The organism is Amycolatopsis magusensis, from assembly GCF_017875555.1.
In the GTDB taxonomy this organism is placed as follows: Bacteria; Actinomycetota; Actinomycetes; order Mycobacteriales; family Pseudonocardiaceae; genus Amycolatopsis; species Amycolatopsis magusensis.
The window spans coordinates 2261223-2277474 of sequence record NZ_JAGGMS010000001.1 but is presented as its reverse complement, the minus strand read 5'-3'; the positions used below and the strand labels follow the sequence as shown (position 1 = coordinate 2277474).

The window sequence follows — 16252 nt, the reverse complement described above, 5'->3', positions numbered from 1 at the left end:
AGACTCCGGTGAACGGGAATAAACGCGGGTCAGTGCGGCGACCGGGTGGGGGTCAGCGCGGGCGGCTCGACCGGCGCCGCTTCGGCCTGCTCGGCCGCCGCCCTGGCCTTCTTCCGCTGCCGGAGCACCCCGGCCGCCATGCCGAGCACGCCGAACACCACGGCCACCAGGCCGACGGGGCCGAGCACGCCGAAGGTCATCGCCTCCGGCTCCGGCCGCGCGGCGGCGGCGTTCGCCATACCGAGTGCCCCGAAGAGCAAGCCGGTCACCAGGGTGACCGTAACGGCGGCCAGACGCGTGACGGACCGCATCAGGCCGGGCAAAGAGTTGCGCACCGGAGTGCCTCCTGCGACGAATGCTGCCCCGAACGAGGGACGCTTGCCGTGTTGATGGTCAAAAAGCTACCGAGCGTGTCAAGCCCGGTGTCTTCCGCTCAACTTCGAACGTGAGCGTAGCGAGTTCCGCTGAGTGACCGAACCCGCCCCTTGCGACCACTCCGTTTGAAGTACTACAGTCAGAGTGGTTACAGACGAAGAGGGGAACCCCATGCGAAAACTGACCTACCTGGTGGCCACGTCGATCGACGGCTTCATCGCCGAGGCCGGCGGCGGCGACCCGACGAACACGCCGGGCTTCTTCGTCAACGAGGGCGACCACAACGCCGCCCTCCTGCGCGACTACCCGGAAATGATCCCGACGGTGGCGCGCCCGGTGTTCGGCCTCGAGGACGTGCCGAACAAGGAATTCGACACGGTGCTGGAAGGGCGCAGATCCTATGAGGTCGGCCTCGCCGCCGGGCTCGACGACGCCTACGAGCACCTGCGCCACGTCGTTTTCTCGACCACCATGACCGAGGCGCGCGGCAAGGTGGAACTGGTCGCCACCGATCCGGTGGAAAAGGTGCGCGAACTCAAGCGCGAAGCCGGGCAGAAGCTCTGGCTCGTCGGCGGGGCGACGCTGGCGAACGCGCTGCGGGACGAGATCGACGAACTCGTGGTGAAGATGCACCCGGTGGTCGCCGGGGCCGGAATGCCGATGTTCGGCGGGGAATTCCGGCCCGAGCGGTACCACCTGGCCCGGCACGAGGCCTTCGAATCGGGGGTGCTGGTGCTCACCTACACCCGCATCGAGTCCTAAGTAGACGGAGCGACCCAGCCGCGCCGCTCGCCTTCGCCGATGAGCGTGGCCGCCGCCGACCACAGTTCCGCGGACGCGTCGCCGATCACGGCCTTGCGTTCGCGCACGGTCGCGGCGGTCACGCCCGGCGTCTGCCAGGTGCCGCCTTTCGCGAGCCAGTTCAGCAACAGCGGCTGCATGCGGTCCATCGCTTTGGCGAACCTGGCTTCCGGGGTTCCGCGGGTTTCGAATTCGTCCCAGAGTGCGCGGAAATGGACCGCCTGGTCGTCGGGGAGCAGCCCGAAAAGCTTTTCGGCCGCGGCTTCTTCGCGTTCCTGCTGACTTTCTCGGCCGCCGTCGTCGTAGAGCGGGGTGTCCCCGGCGTAGATCTCGACGAGGTCGTGGACCACCACGAGCTGGATGGTGTGCCCGAGGTCGATCGGTTCGTCGGCGTGTTCGGCGAGCACGGCGACCATCAGCGCGAGGTGCCAGGAGTGCTCGGCGTCGTTCTCGCGCCGCTCGGCGGCGGCCAGCGGGGACTGGCGGAGCACGGTCTTGAGCTTGTCGGCCTCGGCGAGGAAGGTGAGCTGCCCCACCAGCCGCGACGGCAGTCCGTCCGGGAGGGGCGTGCGCTCGATCAGGAGTTCGTCCACCCCGGCACACTCGCAAACCACCCACGGGGATGTCGAATTCGTTAACGCCGTTCACCCGGGTGCCGGGGCCCGCGTTTCATGATCACTAAGTGCCGGTTACGCGCCTTGATTGCGCCGGATGGCCGTGCCCATGCTGCTGTTCGGACGAGCAAGACCGCTCGCCGGACCCCGCCCCAGAGAGGACGAGAGTATGAGCACCTCCCGCCGGAGCACCGCCCACCGCTGGACCCTGCGCGGCCTCGCCGTCGGCGCCACCGTCCCCCTCGCCGCCCTGACCCTGAGCGGCTCGGCCTCCGCCGCCGAACTCACCCCGATCGCCGAATACCTGGACGCCACCATCGCCAGCACCTCGAAGGCCCTGATCTCCGCCCTCGCCACCCTGCTCGGCGTCTCCTAACGCTCGGAGTGGGGCATTACTTGCGTTGAACGCTTGGAATGCCCCACTCACAGCATTCGCCCCCCCCGAACCCCACACTCGTGCACCCGAACCACACATTCAGGAAGCCGAACTACACGTCCGCGCATCCGAGTTCCACACTCAGGAAGCCGAACCCCACACTCAGACGTCCGAGTTCCACACTCAGGGCGTCAAGGCCAGCCAAGAAGGCCCACGGCATTCGATCGCCGCGTGCACTCCTCAGCCGATGTCGTAGGTGGCGGTGACCGGGGCGTGGTCCGACCATCGCTCCTCGTACGTAGCCGCGCGTTCCACTTGGATCGAAGTGCAGCGCTCCGCCAGGCCCCGGCTCGCCACGTGCAGGTCGATCCGCCAGCCCGCGTCGTTGTCGAAGGCCTTCCCCCGGTACGACCACCACGTGTACGGGCCCGGCCCCTCCGGGTCCAGCCTCCGCTGTACGTCGGCGTATCCGGCCTCCGAGTAGACCTGCCCCAGCCAGGCCCGCTCCTCCGGCAGGAAGCCCGAGTTCTTCCGGTTCGTCCGCCAGTTCTTCAGGTCGACCTCGGCGTGCGCGATGTTCCAGTCACCGACCACGAGCACCTCGCGACCGTCCGCCTCGGCCTTGCCCCGCAGCTCGGCCAGGTACGGCAGGAACGCGGCCATGAACCGCTCCTTCTCCGCCTGGCGCGGCGTGCCGACGTCCCCGCTGGGCAGGTACAGGCTGGCCACCACCACCTCGGCGAACGTGGCCTCCAGGTACCGGCCGCTCTCGGCGAACTCCGGCGCGTCGAAGCCGATCCGCACCGACTCCGGCTCGGCACGGGAGTACAGCGACACCCCGGCCCGGCCCTTGACCTCGCAGGGCGCGTGGAACGCGTGCCACCCGGCCGGGGCACGCACCTCGTCCGGCAGCAGCTCGGTTTCCGCGCGCACCTCCTGGCAGGCGACCACGTCCGCCTTCGTGGCGGCGAGCCACTCGACGAACCCCTTCTTGGCCGCGGCACGCATTCCGTTGACGTTGACAGTGGAGACGGTGAGCACGCCCGGAGGCTACCCGCCACCCCCGACAACTCAGGCGTTGAGCCGCTCCGAGAGGTCGCTCTCGTACCGCGCGGCGATCTTGCGCAGCTGCGGCCCCATCAGCGGTTCGAACAGCTTGAGCACGCCCTTCGTCTCGATCGCCACGTCGCAGACCACCTCGGTGCCCGACGGCGCGCTGCGGATGTGCCACGCCCCGCGGACGGTCACCGGCCCGCGGTCGAGCGTGCGGAAGGCCACCTCGCTGGGCCGGTCCGCCTCGGTCAGCTCGACCTCGCTCTCGGACTCCTTGCGCCCCGGCCGCACCCGCTGCAGGTAACGCGCGCCGACCTGCCCCGGTTCGCCGGAGATCAGCTCCGAGGTCACCACGTCGAACCGCCATTCCGCCTGGTGCGTGAAGTCGGCGAGGTAGGCGTAGACGTCCTCGGGCGTGCGCCGCGTGGCCACCGTCGTCTGTACGGTTTTCATATCGCAGAAGTCGCCGATCCCGCCGTTTTGTGACAGCCCACCTGCGAAGATCGGCGGATGGTGCGATTGACGGTGCTCGGCAGTTGCGGCGCGTGGCCGGAACCCGGGCGGGCGTGCAGCGGCTTCCTGCTGCGCCACGAGGACTTCCGGCTGGTGCTCGACCTCGGCTACGGCACCGTGTCCCGGCTGCTCGAACACTGCCCGGACGGCGCGGTGGACGCGGTGGTGATCACGCACGCCCACCCCGACCACTGCGCGGACCTGACCGCGCTCGGCCGCATCCACCACTACGAAGGCCACGGCAAGCTGCCGCTCTACTCCCCGCCGGACGTGCTGGACGTGGTACGGGCGGCCGAGCCGGAACCGGCCCCGGAGCAGGTGTACGACCACCACGACCTGGCGGCCACCACCTCGGTGGGCCCGTTCACCGTCCGCACCTGGCGCCTGCCGCACCACGTGCCGAACTGGGGCGTGCGGCTGAGCCTGCCGGGGGTGACGGTGGCCTACACCGGCGACAGCGGGCCGTCGGCCGACCTGGCCGAACTCGGCGCGGACGCCGACCTCTACCTCATGGAGTCGACGCTGCAAGGGCCGTCGCCGAACCAACGACCCCGCTACGTGGAGACCGCGACCGAAGCAGCCACCTGGGCGGCACGGGCGCGGGCGAAAAGACTGCTGCTGACGCACTTCTGGCCGGGCAGCGACCGGAAACGCCCAGCCGCGGAAGCGGCCGAGGTCTTCGACGGCGAGATCCTGCTGGCCGAAGAAGGCCTCACCGTGACGGTGTGATCAGCCGCAGTTGGCGCCGGCCAGCGGCTTGAGGAACTCGGTGGCGGCCCAGCGGTTCGCGTCGATCTGGCGGAACCCGTTCTGCACCACCGGCAGGGCGTCGGTCTCGGCGTCCTGCTTGAACTTGCCGACGATCGCGGCGTTCTCGGCCGGCCCCGACCGCACGTTGAGCACGTCGGCGGTGACCTCCATCCGGCAGCCGGTGGGACCGGCCCCGCCGCTGGCTTCGGACGCGCGCTTGTCCGCACCCATCACGTAGATGATGCCGATGCCGAGGACGACCGCGATGGCGATCAGGACCTTCTTGGGTATGCCGAGTACCATCCGGTGCTCCTCAGTGCCCGCGAAAACGCCCGCAAAACCTGGTCTCTACCAGGGTAAGCGGAGAGTTGATCGAGAGACAGGACGTACCGGGACAACCACCCAGGGAGGCCAATGCCGTGAGCAGTCGGTCACCCTGGGTGGTCGGCGGTGGGGTCAGCCCTGCGCGACCTTCTTCTGCAGGTTCTCGTCCAGCGTCGCGAGGAACTCCTCGGTGGTCTGGAACGGCTGGTCCTTGCCGATCAGCAGCGCGAGGTCCTTGGTCATCTTGCCGCTCTCGACGGTCTCGATGACGACCTGCTCCAGCTTGTTCGCGAAGCCGATCAGCTCGGCGTTCGAGTCCAGCTTGCCGCGGTGCTCGAGGCCACGGGTCCAGGCGTAGATGGACGCGATCGGGTTGGTCGAGGTCGGCTTGCCCTGCTGGTGCTGGCGGTAGTGCCGGGTGACCGTGCCGTGCGCGGCCTCGGCCTCGACGGTCCGGCCGTCCGGGGTGCGCAGCACCGAGGTCATCAGGCCGAGCGAGCCGAAGCCCTGCGCCACGGTGTCGGACTGCACGTCACCGTCGTAGTTCTTGCAGGCCCAGACGTAGCCGCCCTCCCACTTCAGCGCCGCGGCGACCATGTCGTCGATCAGGCGGTGCTCGTAGGTCAGGCCCTTGGCGTCGAAGTCGGCCTTGAACTCGGCGTCGAAGATCTCCTGGAACACGTCCTTGAACATGCCGTCGTAGGCCTTGAGGATGGTGTTCTTGGTCGACATGTAGACCGGCATCTCGCGGTCGAGGCCGTACTGCAGCGACGCGCGCGCGAAGTCCTCGATCGAGCGGCGGTAGTTGTACATGCCGATCGCGACGCCGCCACCCTCCGGGTACTGGGCGACCTCGAACTCCATCGGCTCGGAGCCGTCCTGCGGGGTGTAGGTCATCGTCAGCGTGCCGGGGCCGGGAACCTTGAAGTCGGTGGCCTTGTACTGGTCGCCGTGGGCGTGGCGGCCGATGATGATCGGCTTGGTCCAGCCCGGTACCAGCCGGGGGATGTTCTGGATGATGATCGGCTCGCGGAAGACCACGCCACCGAGGATGTTGCGGATGGTGCCGTTCGGGCTCCGCCACATCTTCTTCAGGCCGAACTCCTCCACCCGCGCCTCGTCCGGGGTGATGGTGGCGCACTTCACGCCGACGCCGTGGCGCTTGATGGCGTTGGCCGAGTCGACGGTGATCTGGTCGTCGGTGCGGTCCCGCTCCTCGATGCCCAGGTCGTAGTACTCGAGGTTGAGGTCCAGGTAGGGGTGGACCAGCTTGTCCTTGATGAACTGCCAGATGATGCGGGTCATCTCGTCGCCGTCGAGTTCGACGACGGTCCCCTCGACCTTGATCTTGGCCATGAGCAGCGGGGCTCCTCTCGCGGGTCTTCGCGTCTCTTTGCACGTCTCGTGGTAGCGGTACAAGCGTACTGGTAAATCTGGGCGGGGTGTGGCCGCACCCTGGTTACTCAGCGGTAATGCCAACGCCGGGCCCGCTCGCTTGGCATATAACCAGTGCTCGCCCGGACCCGCCAACTGCCCGCTCGCCGGAGGTACCACCACGGCCGTCAACTACCCACCCACCACCCGGACGTTGCCCAGGGTGCTCACGCCGATCGCATTGCACCTGGTCAGCGAGGGTGGACTGCGAGAGCAGCGGACGACGATGGAGCTGATGGTCCCGGGCACGGCACGCTCGGGCTCACCCCGCTGGTGCTCATCGTCGGGATGGTCCTGGTGGGCACCGGCGTCGGGGCGGCGATCGCGCGGCGGCGGGGCGTGGCACCCTCTGCTCATGGGACTGTTCACGGTGCCGGAAGCGCGAGCTGAACTCGAGCAGTTGAAGCCCTGCATCGCGGAGCTGGTCGCGCTGCGCGCCGACGCGGCGGAACTGGCCGCGTCACTGACCCCGGAAGGCTCCCCGACGCGCCTCGGCGGCCTGCCCGAGCTGAAGGCGGCGCAGGCGCGGCTGGACGAGCTGATGAGCACGATCCAGGAGACGGGCGCCGAGCTGAAGGGCTTCGCGCCGCTGCTCATCGACTTCCCCGCGGACCTGGACGGCGTGCCGGTCCTGCTCTGCTGGCTCGAAGGCGACGAGGGGCTGACCTGGTACCACCGCGCCGACCTCGGCTTCGCGGGCCGCCGCCCGCTGCCGTCGTTGTAGACTCAGTCGCCGAGGGACAACGCGACCAGCCCGGCCTTCGCGTTCTCCGCGGTCACCGTGATCTTGCCGCGGTGACTTACCTCTACCTGGTAGAACTTCTCGCCTTCCGGCACGTTCTCGACCAGGAGCGAGTAAGCGCAGGAGCCTGAGGTGGCGCTCTTTCCCGGTCCGAGGTGCCCATTGCCCACCACGCTGCCCGAGGCCCCATAAACAGTGACCGAAGCGCCCGTGTGGATATCCGAGTAACCACCGGAACCCAGGCAACCGTTCACCGCCGACTTCGTGTCGTACAACGTCATCGAGCCACGCAGGGAAAACGAATCGGGTTTGACCGTCGAACTCGCGATGGCGACCAATCCCCACGTACCGCCGAGCAGTACGGCGCCGAAAATTGTTCCCACGGCGAAAGTGAGCCACGAGAATCGTCGTTGCTGCTGCGGCACTGGCGGCAGGACGCCGTACTGAACCTCGGTCGACATGCGCACTTCCACCCTTCTGGCCGATCAACTGGCCTGAGAGTCGGGGAACGCACGGGCAGTGTTACGCGCACACGCTCGTTTCAGCCGGTCTTGTTACCGGCGGCTTTGGTGGCCTTTTTGAACGCGCGCACTTCGGCCAGCGATTCGGGACTGGTGACGTCGGCGATCGAGCGGTGTGAGCCCTCTTCGCCGTAGGCACCGGCGGCCTCGCGCCAGCCCTCCGGCCGCACGCCGCGTTGTTTTCCGAGCAGGGCCAGGAAGATGCGCGCCTTCTGGTCGCCGAAACCGGGCAGCGCCTTGAGCCGCTTGAGCACCTCCTTGCCGTCGGGCTTGCCCTTCTTCCAAATGGCGTCGGTCTTGCCGTCGTAGTCCTCGACGATGTGCTGGGCCAGCGCGTGCACGCGCTTGGCCATCGAACCGCCGTAGCGGTGGATCGCCGGCTTCTCCACGCAGAGCTCGACGAACTCGTCCAGGTCGGCTTCGGCGATCTTCGTGACACTGAAGCCGTCCATCCGATCGGCGATCTTCCGCGGGCCGATGAAGGCGACCTCCATGGCGATCTGCTGGTCCAGCAACATGCCCGTGAGCAGGGCGAACGGGTCGTCGGAGAGCAGCTTGTCCGCCGCGGCGTCCCCGGTGAGGCGAAGTTGGCGCGTCATGACCAGATCCTGACACGAATCCGGTTTTGTCGGGGGTGGCGCTCCGCGCTCAGACGCGGGCGATCCACACGACGTCGGGTTCGCCTCGGGGGACGGGGATTTCCAGGACCCGCACCTCGTTGAAGCGGTCCTGCAGGCTGGCGGTGAACTCGTCGCTGGCTTCGGCGCTCCACACGGCCAGCACCCCGCCCGGGCGTAGGCGGTCGGCCAGGGTGTCCAGGCCGGCCGCGCTGTAGAGCGTGGCGTTGCCGGCGGTGACCGTCCATTGGGGACCGTTGTCGATGTCCAGGCACAGGGCGTCGAAGCGGTCCGTGGTCTCCCGCAGCCAGCGCACGAGGTCGGCTTCGACGACGGTGACCCGCGGGTCGGAAAGGGCGTCGCCGTGGACGGCGCGCAGGGGGCCCGTGCGGTTCCAGTCGATCACGGCGGGCTCCCGCTCGACGACGACGATGTCCCCGACGCCCGGGTGGTCCAGCGCGGCCCGTAGCGAGTAGCCGACGCCCAGCCCGCCGATCAGCATGCGCGCCCGGCCCGGCACCAGGTCCGCGGCCACCGAGACCAGCAACCGCTCCGATTCCCCGTTGCGGGTGTCCATCAGGAACACCCCGTTGGCGATCACCTCGAAATCCGCGCCCGCCCGGCGCAGCACGAGCTGACCGCAGACCCCGTCGACTTCCGCGAGCACCTCAGCCACCCCGCCAAGCCTAGTGGTCACACCAATCCGGCCAGTTTGTAGAGCACCAGGCTGCCCGCGACCGCCACGTTGAGGCTGCTGCCCGTGCCCACCATCGGGATCTCCACCACGGTGTCGAGCAGTTCGAGCGCCTCGGGTGGCACGCCCTGCTGCTCGTGCCCCAGCACCACGACCGTGCGGCCACGGGCGGCGGGCAGATCGGCCAGCCGGATCGACTCGTCCGCCAGCTCGACGCCGACGACCGCGCTGCCCGCCTCACGTTCCCGCGCCAGCCACCCCAGCGGGTCGTGCACCCAGTGCACGCAAGCCGGTTGCCGCAGGGTGTTCCCGCGGCGCAGGGCTTCGGGCACCCAGGGAAAGCGCGGTACCGCGAGGCAGGCGCCCACGGCATCGCAGGTTCTCAGCAGTGTGCCCAGATTCGCGCCGTGCAACGGCCACAGGGGCGCAGCCAGCAGATGTCCCCAGCACCGGTGCGCGCGACGCCGGCGCGCGGCCCGCAGTTCTCCGGGGGTGCGCACCCGGATCGACGGGCTCAACGGAGCTGAGGCGAACCGCCTCCAAGATTCAGCATGTCCCCCATCATCCCACAGCGGCGGGCACCGGCGGGGCGACAACGGCCCGCCGACGCCAGGCCAGCATCGCCAGCGAACCGGCGCACACGGTCAGCACCGCGGCCACCGTCGGCAGCAGGGTCAGCCCGCCGTACCGGGTGACCACCCCGCCCGCGACCCCCGCCAGCCCGACGCCCAGGTAGATCGCCGACGCGTTCAGCGACAGCGCCAGCCCCGCCGACGGCCCGGCGACGTCGATCAGGCGGTGCTGGATCGGCGGGTTCACCGACCAGGTGGACAGGCCCCAGACGAACAACGTCACCGCGGCACCGGCCACCGTGGTCGCGGTGAACGGCATGACCGCCAGCGTCAGCGTCATCGCGCTCATCACCGCGATCAGCGGCCGCCGCGAACCCCAGCGGTCGGTGATCCGCCCGCCGACCGAGTTGCCCAGCACCCCGCCCGCGCCATAGGCGAACAGCAGGACGCTGACCAGCGTGCCGTGCACGCCCGCGGTCTCCGCGAGCAGCGGCGTGATGAACGTGTAGACGGTGAACGCGCCGAGGCAGCCGAGCGCGGTCGCGCCGAGCAACGCCAGCACCCGCGGGTCCTTCGCCACGGTGAACCGCGCCAGGAACGGCACCGGCGGCTGCGGCGCCACCGACGGCAGCATCCACCGCACCGCCACCGCGCCGAGCAGCGCGACCACGCCGACCAGCGCGAACACCAGCCGGTAACCCCCGTGTTGCGACATCAGGCTGCCCAGCGGCACGCCGAGGATGGTGGCCACGGTCAGCCCGCCGAACACCAGCGCGACCGCCCGCCCGCGGCGTTCCGGCGGGGTCAGTTCCGCCGCGACCGCGCTGGCCACCGGCGTGTACACGGCGGCGCCGATCGCGGTGACCACCCGCGCGGCGAACAGCAGCGGGTAGTCGGTGACCAGCGCGGCGAGGAAGTTGCCTGCCGCGGTCACGGTGAGCGCGACGACCAGCAGCTTCCGGCGTTCCCACTGGCTGGTCAGCGCGGAGAGCAGGGGCGCGCCGATCGCGTAGGCGATGGCGAAGGCGGTGACCAGCTGGGCGGCCGCGGCGGTGGACACGTGCAGCGCGCTGACCAGTGCGGGCAGCAGCCCGGCCACCACGTACGCGCTGGTCCCCACCGAGAAGGCGCCGAGCGCGAGTACGTAGGTCCGGCGGGAGGAGTCCGGCATGCTCTACCTTTGTTCGAAATCCGTCGTAGTTCGATGCTCACCGTACTATGGCTGTCCAGTGGTTTGAAGCAGGTCGTACAATCCGGGACATGCCCACCGAGACAGCGCCGGCCTACACCTATCCGGAGCGCGACGAGATCCGCATCGAGTCGGTGCTGCACGCGCTGGCCGATCCGGTGCGGCTGCGGATCGTCCGCCAGCTGGCCGCCGCCGAAACCGGTGAGATCGCCTGCGGCAACCTCGACGTGACGGTGAGCAAGTCGACGCTCACCCACCACCTCCGCACGCTGCGTGAAGCGGGCGTGATCATGGGCAGACAGCAGGGCACCGCGCGTTACAACTCCCTGCGCCTCGAAGACCTCGACGCACTCTTTCCCGGACTGCTCAACGGGATCCTCTGCGCACCGCGGTAATAAGAGTCCACTGTGGACTGAGTGATCCCGATCATCGTGGGCAGGCTCACCCGATATCGGGATGACTTCCGCGCCGTTTTCGGTTGAACTGGACGCAGGACAGATCAGCGATGCCGGGGTCCGCGCTGAGCTGTCTTTTTTGCTGTCCGTCGACTGTATCGATGCAGTCGCCCTTGCTTCCCGAGAGGAGAACCGTGCCCATCGCGCTGCTCGCGCTCGCCATCGGTGCCTTCGGCATCGGCACCACCGAGTTCGTCATGATGGGCGTGCTGCCCGAGACGGCCGCCGACTTCGGGGTTTCCATCCCGGAGGCAGGCCACCTGATCTCGGGTTACGCGCTCGGGGTGGTGATCGGCGCGCCCCTGCTCACCGCGGTCGCGGTGCGGCTGCCCCGCAAGACGATGCTGCTCGCCATGATGGCGATGTTCACCGTCGGCAACCTGCTCTTCGCGCTGTCGCCCAACCACGAGTGGGGCGTGGTCTTCCGCTTCCTGGCCGGCCTGCCGCACGGTGCCTTCTTCGGCGCCGGTGCCGTGGTCGCCTCCAGCCTGGTCGGCAAGCAGAACCGCGCCAAGGCGGTGTCGATGATGTTCCTCGGGCTGACGCTGGCCAACGTGATCGGCGTGCCGTTGGGCACGCTGCTCGGCCAGCAGGTCGGCTGGCGCGCCACCTTCGGCGTGGTCGCGGTGATCGGCCTGGTCGCGATGGCGGCCATCCAGAAGCTGGTGCCGCACCAGGGCAAGCCCGCCGAGAACTCGCTGAAGGGCGAGCTGGGTGCCTTCCGCCGCCCGCAGGTGTGGTTCGCGCTGGCCATCGTCACCTTCGGCCTCGGCGGTGTGTTCGCCTGCCTGTCCTACATCGCGCCGATGCTGACCGACGTCGCCGGGTACGCGCCGGGTGACGTGACGCTGCTGCTGTCGCTGGCCGGGCTCGGCATGACGCTGGGCAACCTGCTCGGCGGCCGGCTGGCCGACCGGGCGCTGATGCCGAGCCTGTACGTGGCGCTGACCGCGCTCGCCGCGGTGCTGGCCGTGTTCACCGTGACCGCGCAGGGCAAGGTCGGCGCGGCGATCACCGTGTTCGGCATCGGCGTGGCCGGGTTCATGATCGGCCCGATGCTGCAGGCGCGGATCATGGAGAAGGCCGGTGGCACGCCCTCGCTGGTCTCGGCCGCGGTGCAGTCGGCGTTCAACATCGCCAACTCGATCGGCGCCTACCTGGGCGGCCTGGTCATCGCCGGTGGCCTGGGCCTGGTGGCACCGAACTGGGTGGGTGCCTCGCTGGCCGTGGTCGGCCTGAGCATCGCCGTGGTCTCCGGCCTGCTGGACCGCCGCGAGCACTCCACCCCGGCGCCCGTTCCCGCCTAAGTGCTGTCCGGTCGACTTCGATTGCTATGAGTGGGGCATTACTTGCATTCCAAGACAGCGCGCAGCTCCGTTGAGGGTGGCGGCGGGCGACGGGAGGGCGCAAGTAATGCCCCACTCATAGCATTGGCTGCCCGGCGCAGAGCGCGACCGTGACTTCTCGGACAACGCCTAAGCGGGCGGGAACGGCTGGGTGGGTGTCTCGCAGGTGGTGGTCGACGGCAGTTGCAGGTCGACCAGGTAGCGGGTGCGGGCTTCGTCGACGCAGGGGCCGGTCGGGGTGTGCCCGTGGCCTTCGACGACGAGCAGGTGCGCGTTGCCCAGCAGGTGCCGGGCCTTCTCGGCGTAGGACAACGGGGTCACCGGGTCGTGGCGGTTGTTGATCAGGAGCGCGGGCGTCGCGGAGTGCAGGCGCCACGGTCCGGTGTACCGCTGCGGCGACGGTGGCCACGAAGCACACGGCTGCACCTGGTACCACCAGCTCCGCCCGTAGTGCGGTGAAACCGCCTCGAAGGCCTCGCCCACCCGCGGCCACACCCCCGGCACCGGCGGCACCCGCACGTCGGCGCAGGTGATCGAGACGTACGAGTCGAGGAAGTCCAGCCGGAACGCCATCCCTCTCAGGATCTCCGCGACCACGGCCGGGTTCCCCTGCTCCCCGCGCTCCAGCTCGTGGACCAGGTGGGCGAACGCGGGCCACCCGTACTGCGTCTCGTACAGCAGGCTCGCCTGGATCGGCACGAGGTCGCGGTACTGCACCGGATACGTGCCGCCCACGAGGATCGGGCCCTGCTCGAGCCGCTCCAGCACGGCGGCGTTGCGGCCCAGCGCGTTCCCCGAGATCACGCACCGCGGTCCCGCCGAGTCGCACAACCTGCCGAACTCCCGCAGCACGTCCTCGGTCCCCGCCGACCGCTCGAGCAGCGTCGCGGTGGTGCGGTTCGTGTAGCCCTCCGGGTCCATCATCGAGATGAGCTGCAGCGCGCGGACCCGCCCCGGGAACATCGCGCCGTAGACCTCCCCCAGGTAACTGGCGTACGACCCACCCGAATAGGTCAACTGCTCGTCCCCGACGGCTTCGCGCAGCCAGTCCAGATCCCGCGCGGCGTCCGCGGTGGTGAGGTGGTCGAGCAGCTCACCGCCGTGTTCGGCGCACGTCCTCGCGTAGGCCCGGCTGAAGTCCTCGGCGGCCCGCTCCTCCTCGCGGTTCGCCGGTGGAATCCTTGCCTCAGCCCAGAAATCCTCCTGCTCCCCGGCCGAGGCGAAGCAGCGGACCTGGCCGCTGCGCCCGATCCCGCGCTGGTCGAAGGTCACCACGTCGAACCGGTCCGCGAGCTCACCCCGAGCCAGCTCGCGCCCCTTCGCCGAATCCACCCCCGACCCGCCGGGCCCGCCCACCGCGAGGAACAGCGTGCCGATGCGGCGCGCCGGGTCCTTGGCGGGCTGGCGCACCACGGAAAGCCCGAGCTCGGGCCCGTCCGGGTGCGCGTGGTCGAGCGGGACTCCGGCGGTCGCGCACTGGTACCGCTCGAGCCCCGGCTCGGTGCACGGCCCCCACGCCAGTGACGGCCCGGCGGCGGCAGCGGGTGCCGTCACCAGTGCCATCGCCAGCACCCCGGTCAGCGCGGCGGCGAAGCTCCTCGTCCTGGTCATCGGCTCATCGTGGCCGGACCGGGGCCCCGGTGTCGTCCGTCTTCCGACGGAGAAGGGGGTGGACGAAAGTCAGACGCCCGGGCCGCGCGTGATGGTCAGCGCCACGAAGAGGATGAGCGTGGCGAAGGCGGAGTAGGTGATCACGTCGACGGCCTTGCCGCGGATGGCCAGCAGCCCGGCGCGGGTGTCCGAGAGCACCCCGCGCAGCACCGCGGCGGTCAGCAGCGCGCCGCCGATCAGGGCCGCGCCCTGGCGCCAGTGGTACATCCCGATCCGCAGCGCGGCCAGCGCGACCACCGCCATCACCACGGCGAAGGGCAGGTGCACCAGCCACGACCGGCGGTCCTTGCGGGGTGGTGGCGCCGGCGCGGTCACCGTGGTCACCGCGCGGCCCGTTCGGCGGCTTCCACCACGTTGCTGATCAGCATCGCCCTGGTCATCGGGCCGACGCCGCCGGGGTTCGGCGAGATGAACCCGGCCACCTCCTCGACCCCGGCCGCCAGGTCACCGGCGATCTTGCCGTCGACCCTGGACACGCCAACGTCGAGCACCGCGGCACCCGGCTTGACCATCTCCGGCGTGATGATGCCCGGCACGCCCGCCGCGGCCACCACGATGTCCGCGCGCCTGACCTCGGCGGCCAGGTCGCGGGTGCCGGTGTGGCAGAGCGTCACCGTCGAGTTCTCGCTGCGGCGGGTGAGCAGCAGGCCCAGCGGCCTGCCCACGGTGATCCCGCGGCCGATCACCGTCACCCTGGCGCCGTCCAGCGGCACGTCGTAGCGGCGCAGCAGTTCCACGATGCCCAGCGGGGTGCACGGAAGCGGCGCGGTCTCGCCGAGCACGAGCCTGCCGAGGCTGACCGGGGCGAGGCCGTCGGCGTCCTTGTCCGGGTCGATCCGCTCGAGGATGGCGCCGGTGTCCAAGTGCTTCGGCAGCGGCATCTGCACGATGTAGCCGGTGCACGCCGGGTCGGCGTTCAGCTCGTCGATGACCGATTCGAGCTTGTCCTGGGTGATGTCGGCTGGCAGGTCGCGCCGGATCGAGTTGACCCCGACCTTGGCGCTGTCGGCGTGCTTCGCCTTGACGTACCAGTGCGAGCCGGGGTCGTCGCCGACCAGCACGGTGGCCAGCCCCGGGGTGATGCCGCGCTCGGCGAGCGCCGCGACCCGCGGCTTGAGCTCGTCGAAGATCGCGTCCTTGGTCGCTTTGCCGTCGAGAACCGTCGCCGTCACGGGCTTCATTGTGGCAAACGGCGGCCGGGACGGGTTCGGCGCCGCCTGCCGCCGAACGCGGCGATGCCGATCGCCACCAGCGCCAGCGCCACCCCGCCGACCGTCTCGGGCGCCAGCCGCTCGCCGTGCGCGGGCGCCAGCAGGTCGAGCAGCAGGGCCCCGATCAGCTGACCGGCGATCGCGGCCAGGCCGAGCAGCAGCACCCCGGTCCACTTGACCACCAGTGAGGCGATCGAGATGAACAGGATGCCGACGATCCCGCCCGCGTAGAGCAGCGGGTTCGACGGCAGGCCGGTCGGGCCGCCGCGCACGAGCAGTGAGATCAGCCACGCGAGCACCAACGCGACGAAGCCGACGGTGAAGTTGCCCAGCGTCGCGGTCAGCGCGCTGCCCGACGCCGCGCCGACGCGACCGTTGACCGCCTGCTGCACCGCCACGCAGCAGCCCGCGACCAGCGGCAGCAGCATCAGCCACAGCTCACCGGCGCCGGTTTCGCCGATGCCGCCCGCCACCGAGCCGACCACCGCCACCAGGGTGAGCACGGCACCGGCCACGCGCGGCCAGGTCAGCGGGCGCGGACCGGCCGGGCCGAGGCCGGCGCGGTCCACCGCGAGGCTGCTCACCGTCTGCCCGGCGACCACGCCGACGGTGAACATCGCCACGCCGATCGCCACCACGACCAGCGCCTGCCCGGCCACGAACATCGCGCCGGCCAGCCCACCGAGGCAGTGCCACGGCCGCAGCGTGCCCTCGCGGACGGCGTCGCGGAGCTTCCCGAGGCCCGCGCGCATCTTGGGAGCGAACGGCAGCGCGGCGAACAGCAGGATCAGCCCGCCGCCGAAGGAGACGACCGCGGCCAGCATCGGGTCACCGAGTTCGACGCCGAGCTGGCCGTTGATCCGGCCCTGCACCGCCATCGCGACACCGGAGACCACCGCCAGGCTCACTCCGAGTACCTTGGCGGCGACGGAGGGTGCGCTTCCGGTGGGCTCGGCGACTTCGGGGGCCTGGCTCGCGGTGCTCATCAGTGCCA

Annotated in this window: 21 protein-coding genes; 6 read left to right on the top strand and 15 right to left on the bottom strand. The window is 70.0% G+C overall.

The annotated features are described in order from the left end of the window. Positions 1–29 precede the first annotated feature (29 nt). Positions 30–269, bottom strand: a complete 240-nt coding sequence (locus JOM49_RS10625; protein ID WP_372443990.1) for a hypothetical protein — start codon at positions 267–269, stop codon at positions 30–32. Between the two features lie 277 nt (positions 270–546). Between JOM49_RS10625 and JOM49_RS10620 the strand changes: the two genes are divergently transcribed. Next, the gene (locus JOM49_RS10620; protein WP_209664135.1) at positions 547–1137 is read left to right on the top strand and encodes a dihydrofolate reductase family protein; all 591 of its coding nucleotides are present in this window, start codon (positions 547–549) and stop codon (positions 1135–1137) included. On the opposite strand, the gene JOM49_RS10615 is transcribed toward JOM49_RS10620, so the two are convergent. After that, entirely contained in the window at positions 1134–1769 is a 636-nt protein-coding gene (locus JOM49_RS10615; protein WP_209664134.1) for an HD domain-containing protein, read from the bottom strand. The genes JOM49_RS10620 and JOM49_RS10615 overlap by 4 nt on opposite strands. Before the next feature lie 190 nt (positions 1770–1959). Here JOM49_RS10615 and JOM49_RS10610 point away from each other — a divergent pair, with 190 nt between their 5' ends. After that, on the top strand, positions 1960–2166 hold the full coding sequence (locus JOM49_RS10610) for a hypothetical protein (RefSeq protein ID WP_209664133.1): 207 nt from the start codon (positions 1960–1962) through the stop codon (positions 2164–2166). A gap of 240 nt (positions 2167–2406) precedes the next feature. On the opposite strand, the gene JOM49_RS10605 is transcribed toward JOM49_RS10610, so the two are convergent. Further along, positions 2407–3207 carry an exodeoxyribonuclease III gene (locus tag JOM49_RS10605; protein WP_209664132.1) on the bottom strand — a complete coding sequence of 267 codons (801 nt, stop codon included), beginning with the start codon at positions 3205–3207 and terminating at the stop codon, positions 2407–2409. A gap of 30 nt (positions 3208–3237) precedes the next feature. Continuing rightward, entirely contained in the window at positions 3238–3672 is a 435-nt protein-coding gene (locus JOM49_RS10600; protein WP_209664131.1) for an SRPBCC family protein, read from the bottom strand. 57 nt (positions 3673–3729) lie between these two features. Between JOM49_RS10600 and JOM49_RS10595 the strand changes: the two genes are divergently transcribed. After that, complete coding sequence (locus JOM49_RS10595; protein WP_209664130.1) at positions 3730–4461, top strand: MBL fold metallo-hydrolase; 732 nt, start codon at positions 3730–3732, stop codon at positions 4459–4461. Here the strand turns inward: JOM49_RS10595 and JOM49_RS10590 are convergent, their stop codons facing one another. Both JOM49_RS10590 and JOM49_RS10585 read right to left on the bottom strand, forming a co-directional pair. Further along, positions 4462–4785, bottom strand: coding sequence for an SH3 domain-containing protein (locus JOM49_RS10590; protein ID WP_209664129.1), 324 nt, complete (start codon positions 4783–4785; stop codon positions 4462–4464). A gap of 153 nt (positions 4786–4938) precedes the next feature. Beyond that, positions 4939–6162 carry an NADP-dependent isocitrate dehydrogenase gene (locus tag JOM49_RS10585; protein WP_209664128.1) on the bottom strand — a complete coding sequence of 408 codons (1224 nt, stop codon included), beginning with the start codon at positions 6160–6162 and terminating at the stop codon, positions 4939–4941. 433 nt (positions 6163–6595) lie between these two features. On the opposite strand from JOM49_RS10585, the gene JOM49_RS10580 reads away from it, so the two are divergent. Beyond that, a complete protein-coding gene (locus JOM49_RS10580) occupies positions 6596–6964 on the top strand; it encodes a DUF2203 domain-containing protein (protein WP_209664127.1) in 369 nt (122 codons plus the stop codon). Between the two features lie 2 nt (positions 6965–6966). Here the strand turns inward: JOM49_RS10580 and JOM49_RS10575 are convergent, their stop codons facing one another. The 5 genes from JOM49_RS10575 to JOM49_RS10555 form a co-directional block, all read right to left on the bottom strand. Further along, complete coding sequence (locus JOM49_RS10575) at positions 6967–7443, bottom strand: hypothetical protein (RefSeq protein WP_209664126.1); 477 nt, start codon at positions 7441–7443, stop codon at positions 6967–6969. An 80-nt stretch (positions 7444–7523) separates the two neighbouring features. Continuing rightward, complete coding sequence (locus tag JOM49_RS10570) at positions 7524–8102, bottom strand: HhH-GPD-type base excision DNA repair protein (protein WP_209664125.1); 579 nt, start codon at positions 8100–8102, stop codon at positions 7524–7526. A 49-nt stretch (positions 8103–8151) separates the two neighbouring features. Then, complete coding sequence (locus tag JOM49_RS10565; protein ID WP_209664124.1) at positions 8152–8796, bottom strand: spermine/spermidine synthase domain-containing protein; 645 nt, start codon at positions 8794–8796, stop codon at positions 8152–8154. Positions 8797–8813: 17 nt separating this feature from the next. Continuing rightward, on the bottom strand, positions 8814–9332 hold the full coding sequence (locus JOM49_RS10560; protein ID WP_245369288.1) for a TrmH family RNA methyltransferase: 519 nt from the start codon (positions 9330–9332) through the stop codon (positions 8814–8816). Positions 9333–9375: 43 nt separating this feature from the next. Next, the gene (locus tag JOM49_RS10555) at positions 9376–10557 is read right to left on the bottom strand and encodes an MFS transporter (protein WP_209664123.1); all 1182 of its coding nucleotides are present in this window, start codon (positions 10555–10557) and stop codon (positions 9376–9378) included. Between the two features lie 89 nt (positions 10558–10646). Between JOM49_RS10555 and JOM49_RS10550 the strand changes: the two genes are divergently transcribed. Both JOM49_RS10550 and JOM49_RS10545 read left to right on the top strand, forming a co-directional pair. Then, positions 10647–10970, top strand: a complete 324-nt coding sequence (locus JOM49_RS10550; RefSeq protein ID WP_209664122.1) for an ArsR/SmtB family transcription factor — start codon at positions 10647–10649, stop codon at positions 10968–10970. Positions 10971–11164: 194 nt separating this feature from the next. After that, the gene (locus JOM49_RS10545) at positions 11165–12337 is read left to right on the top strand and encodes an MFS transporter (protein WP_209664121.1); all 1173 of its coding nucleotides are present in this window, start codon (positions 11165–11167) and stop codon (positions 12335–12337) included. 168 nt (positions 12338–12505) lie between these two features. Here the strand turns inward: JOM49_RS10545 and JOM49_RS10540 are convergent, their stop codons facing one another. From JOM49_RS10540 to JOM49_RS10525, 4 genes are all read right to left on the bottom strand, one after another. Beyond that, positions 12506–13987, bottom strand: a complete 1482-nt coding sequence (locus JOM49_RS10540) for an alpha/beta hydrolase (protein ID WP_209664120.1) — start codon at positions 13985–13987, stop codon at positions 12506–12508. Positions 13988–14056: 69 nt separating this feature from the next. Further along, positions 14057–14290 (bottom strand): DUF3017 domain-containing protein, encoded by a 234-nt coding sequence (locus tag JOM49_RS10535; RefSeq protein WP_209671036.1) that lies wholly within the window; start codon positions 14288–14290, stop codon positions 14057–14059. Between the two features lie 77 nt (positions 14291–14367). After that, entirely contained in the window at positions 14368–15219 is an 852-nt protein-coding gene (locus JOM49_RS10530) for a bifunctional methylenetetrahydrofolate dehydrogenase/methenyltetrahydrofolate cyclohydrolase (RefSeq protein WP_209664119.1), read from the bottom strand. Between the two features lie 5 nt (positions 15220–15224). Then, positions 15225–16244, bottom strand: coding sequence for a DMT family transporter (locus JOM49_RS10525; protein ID WP_209664118.1), 1020 nt, complete (start codon positions 16242–16244; stop codon positions 15225–15227). Positions 16245–16252 lie beyond the last annotated feature (8 nt).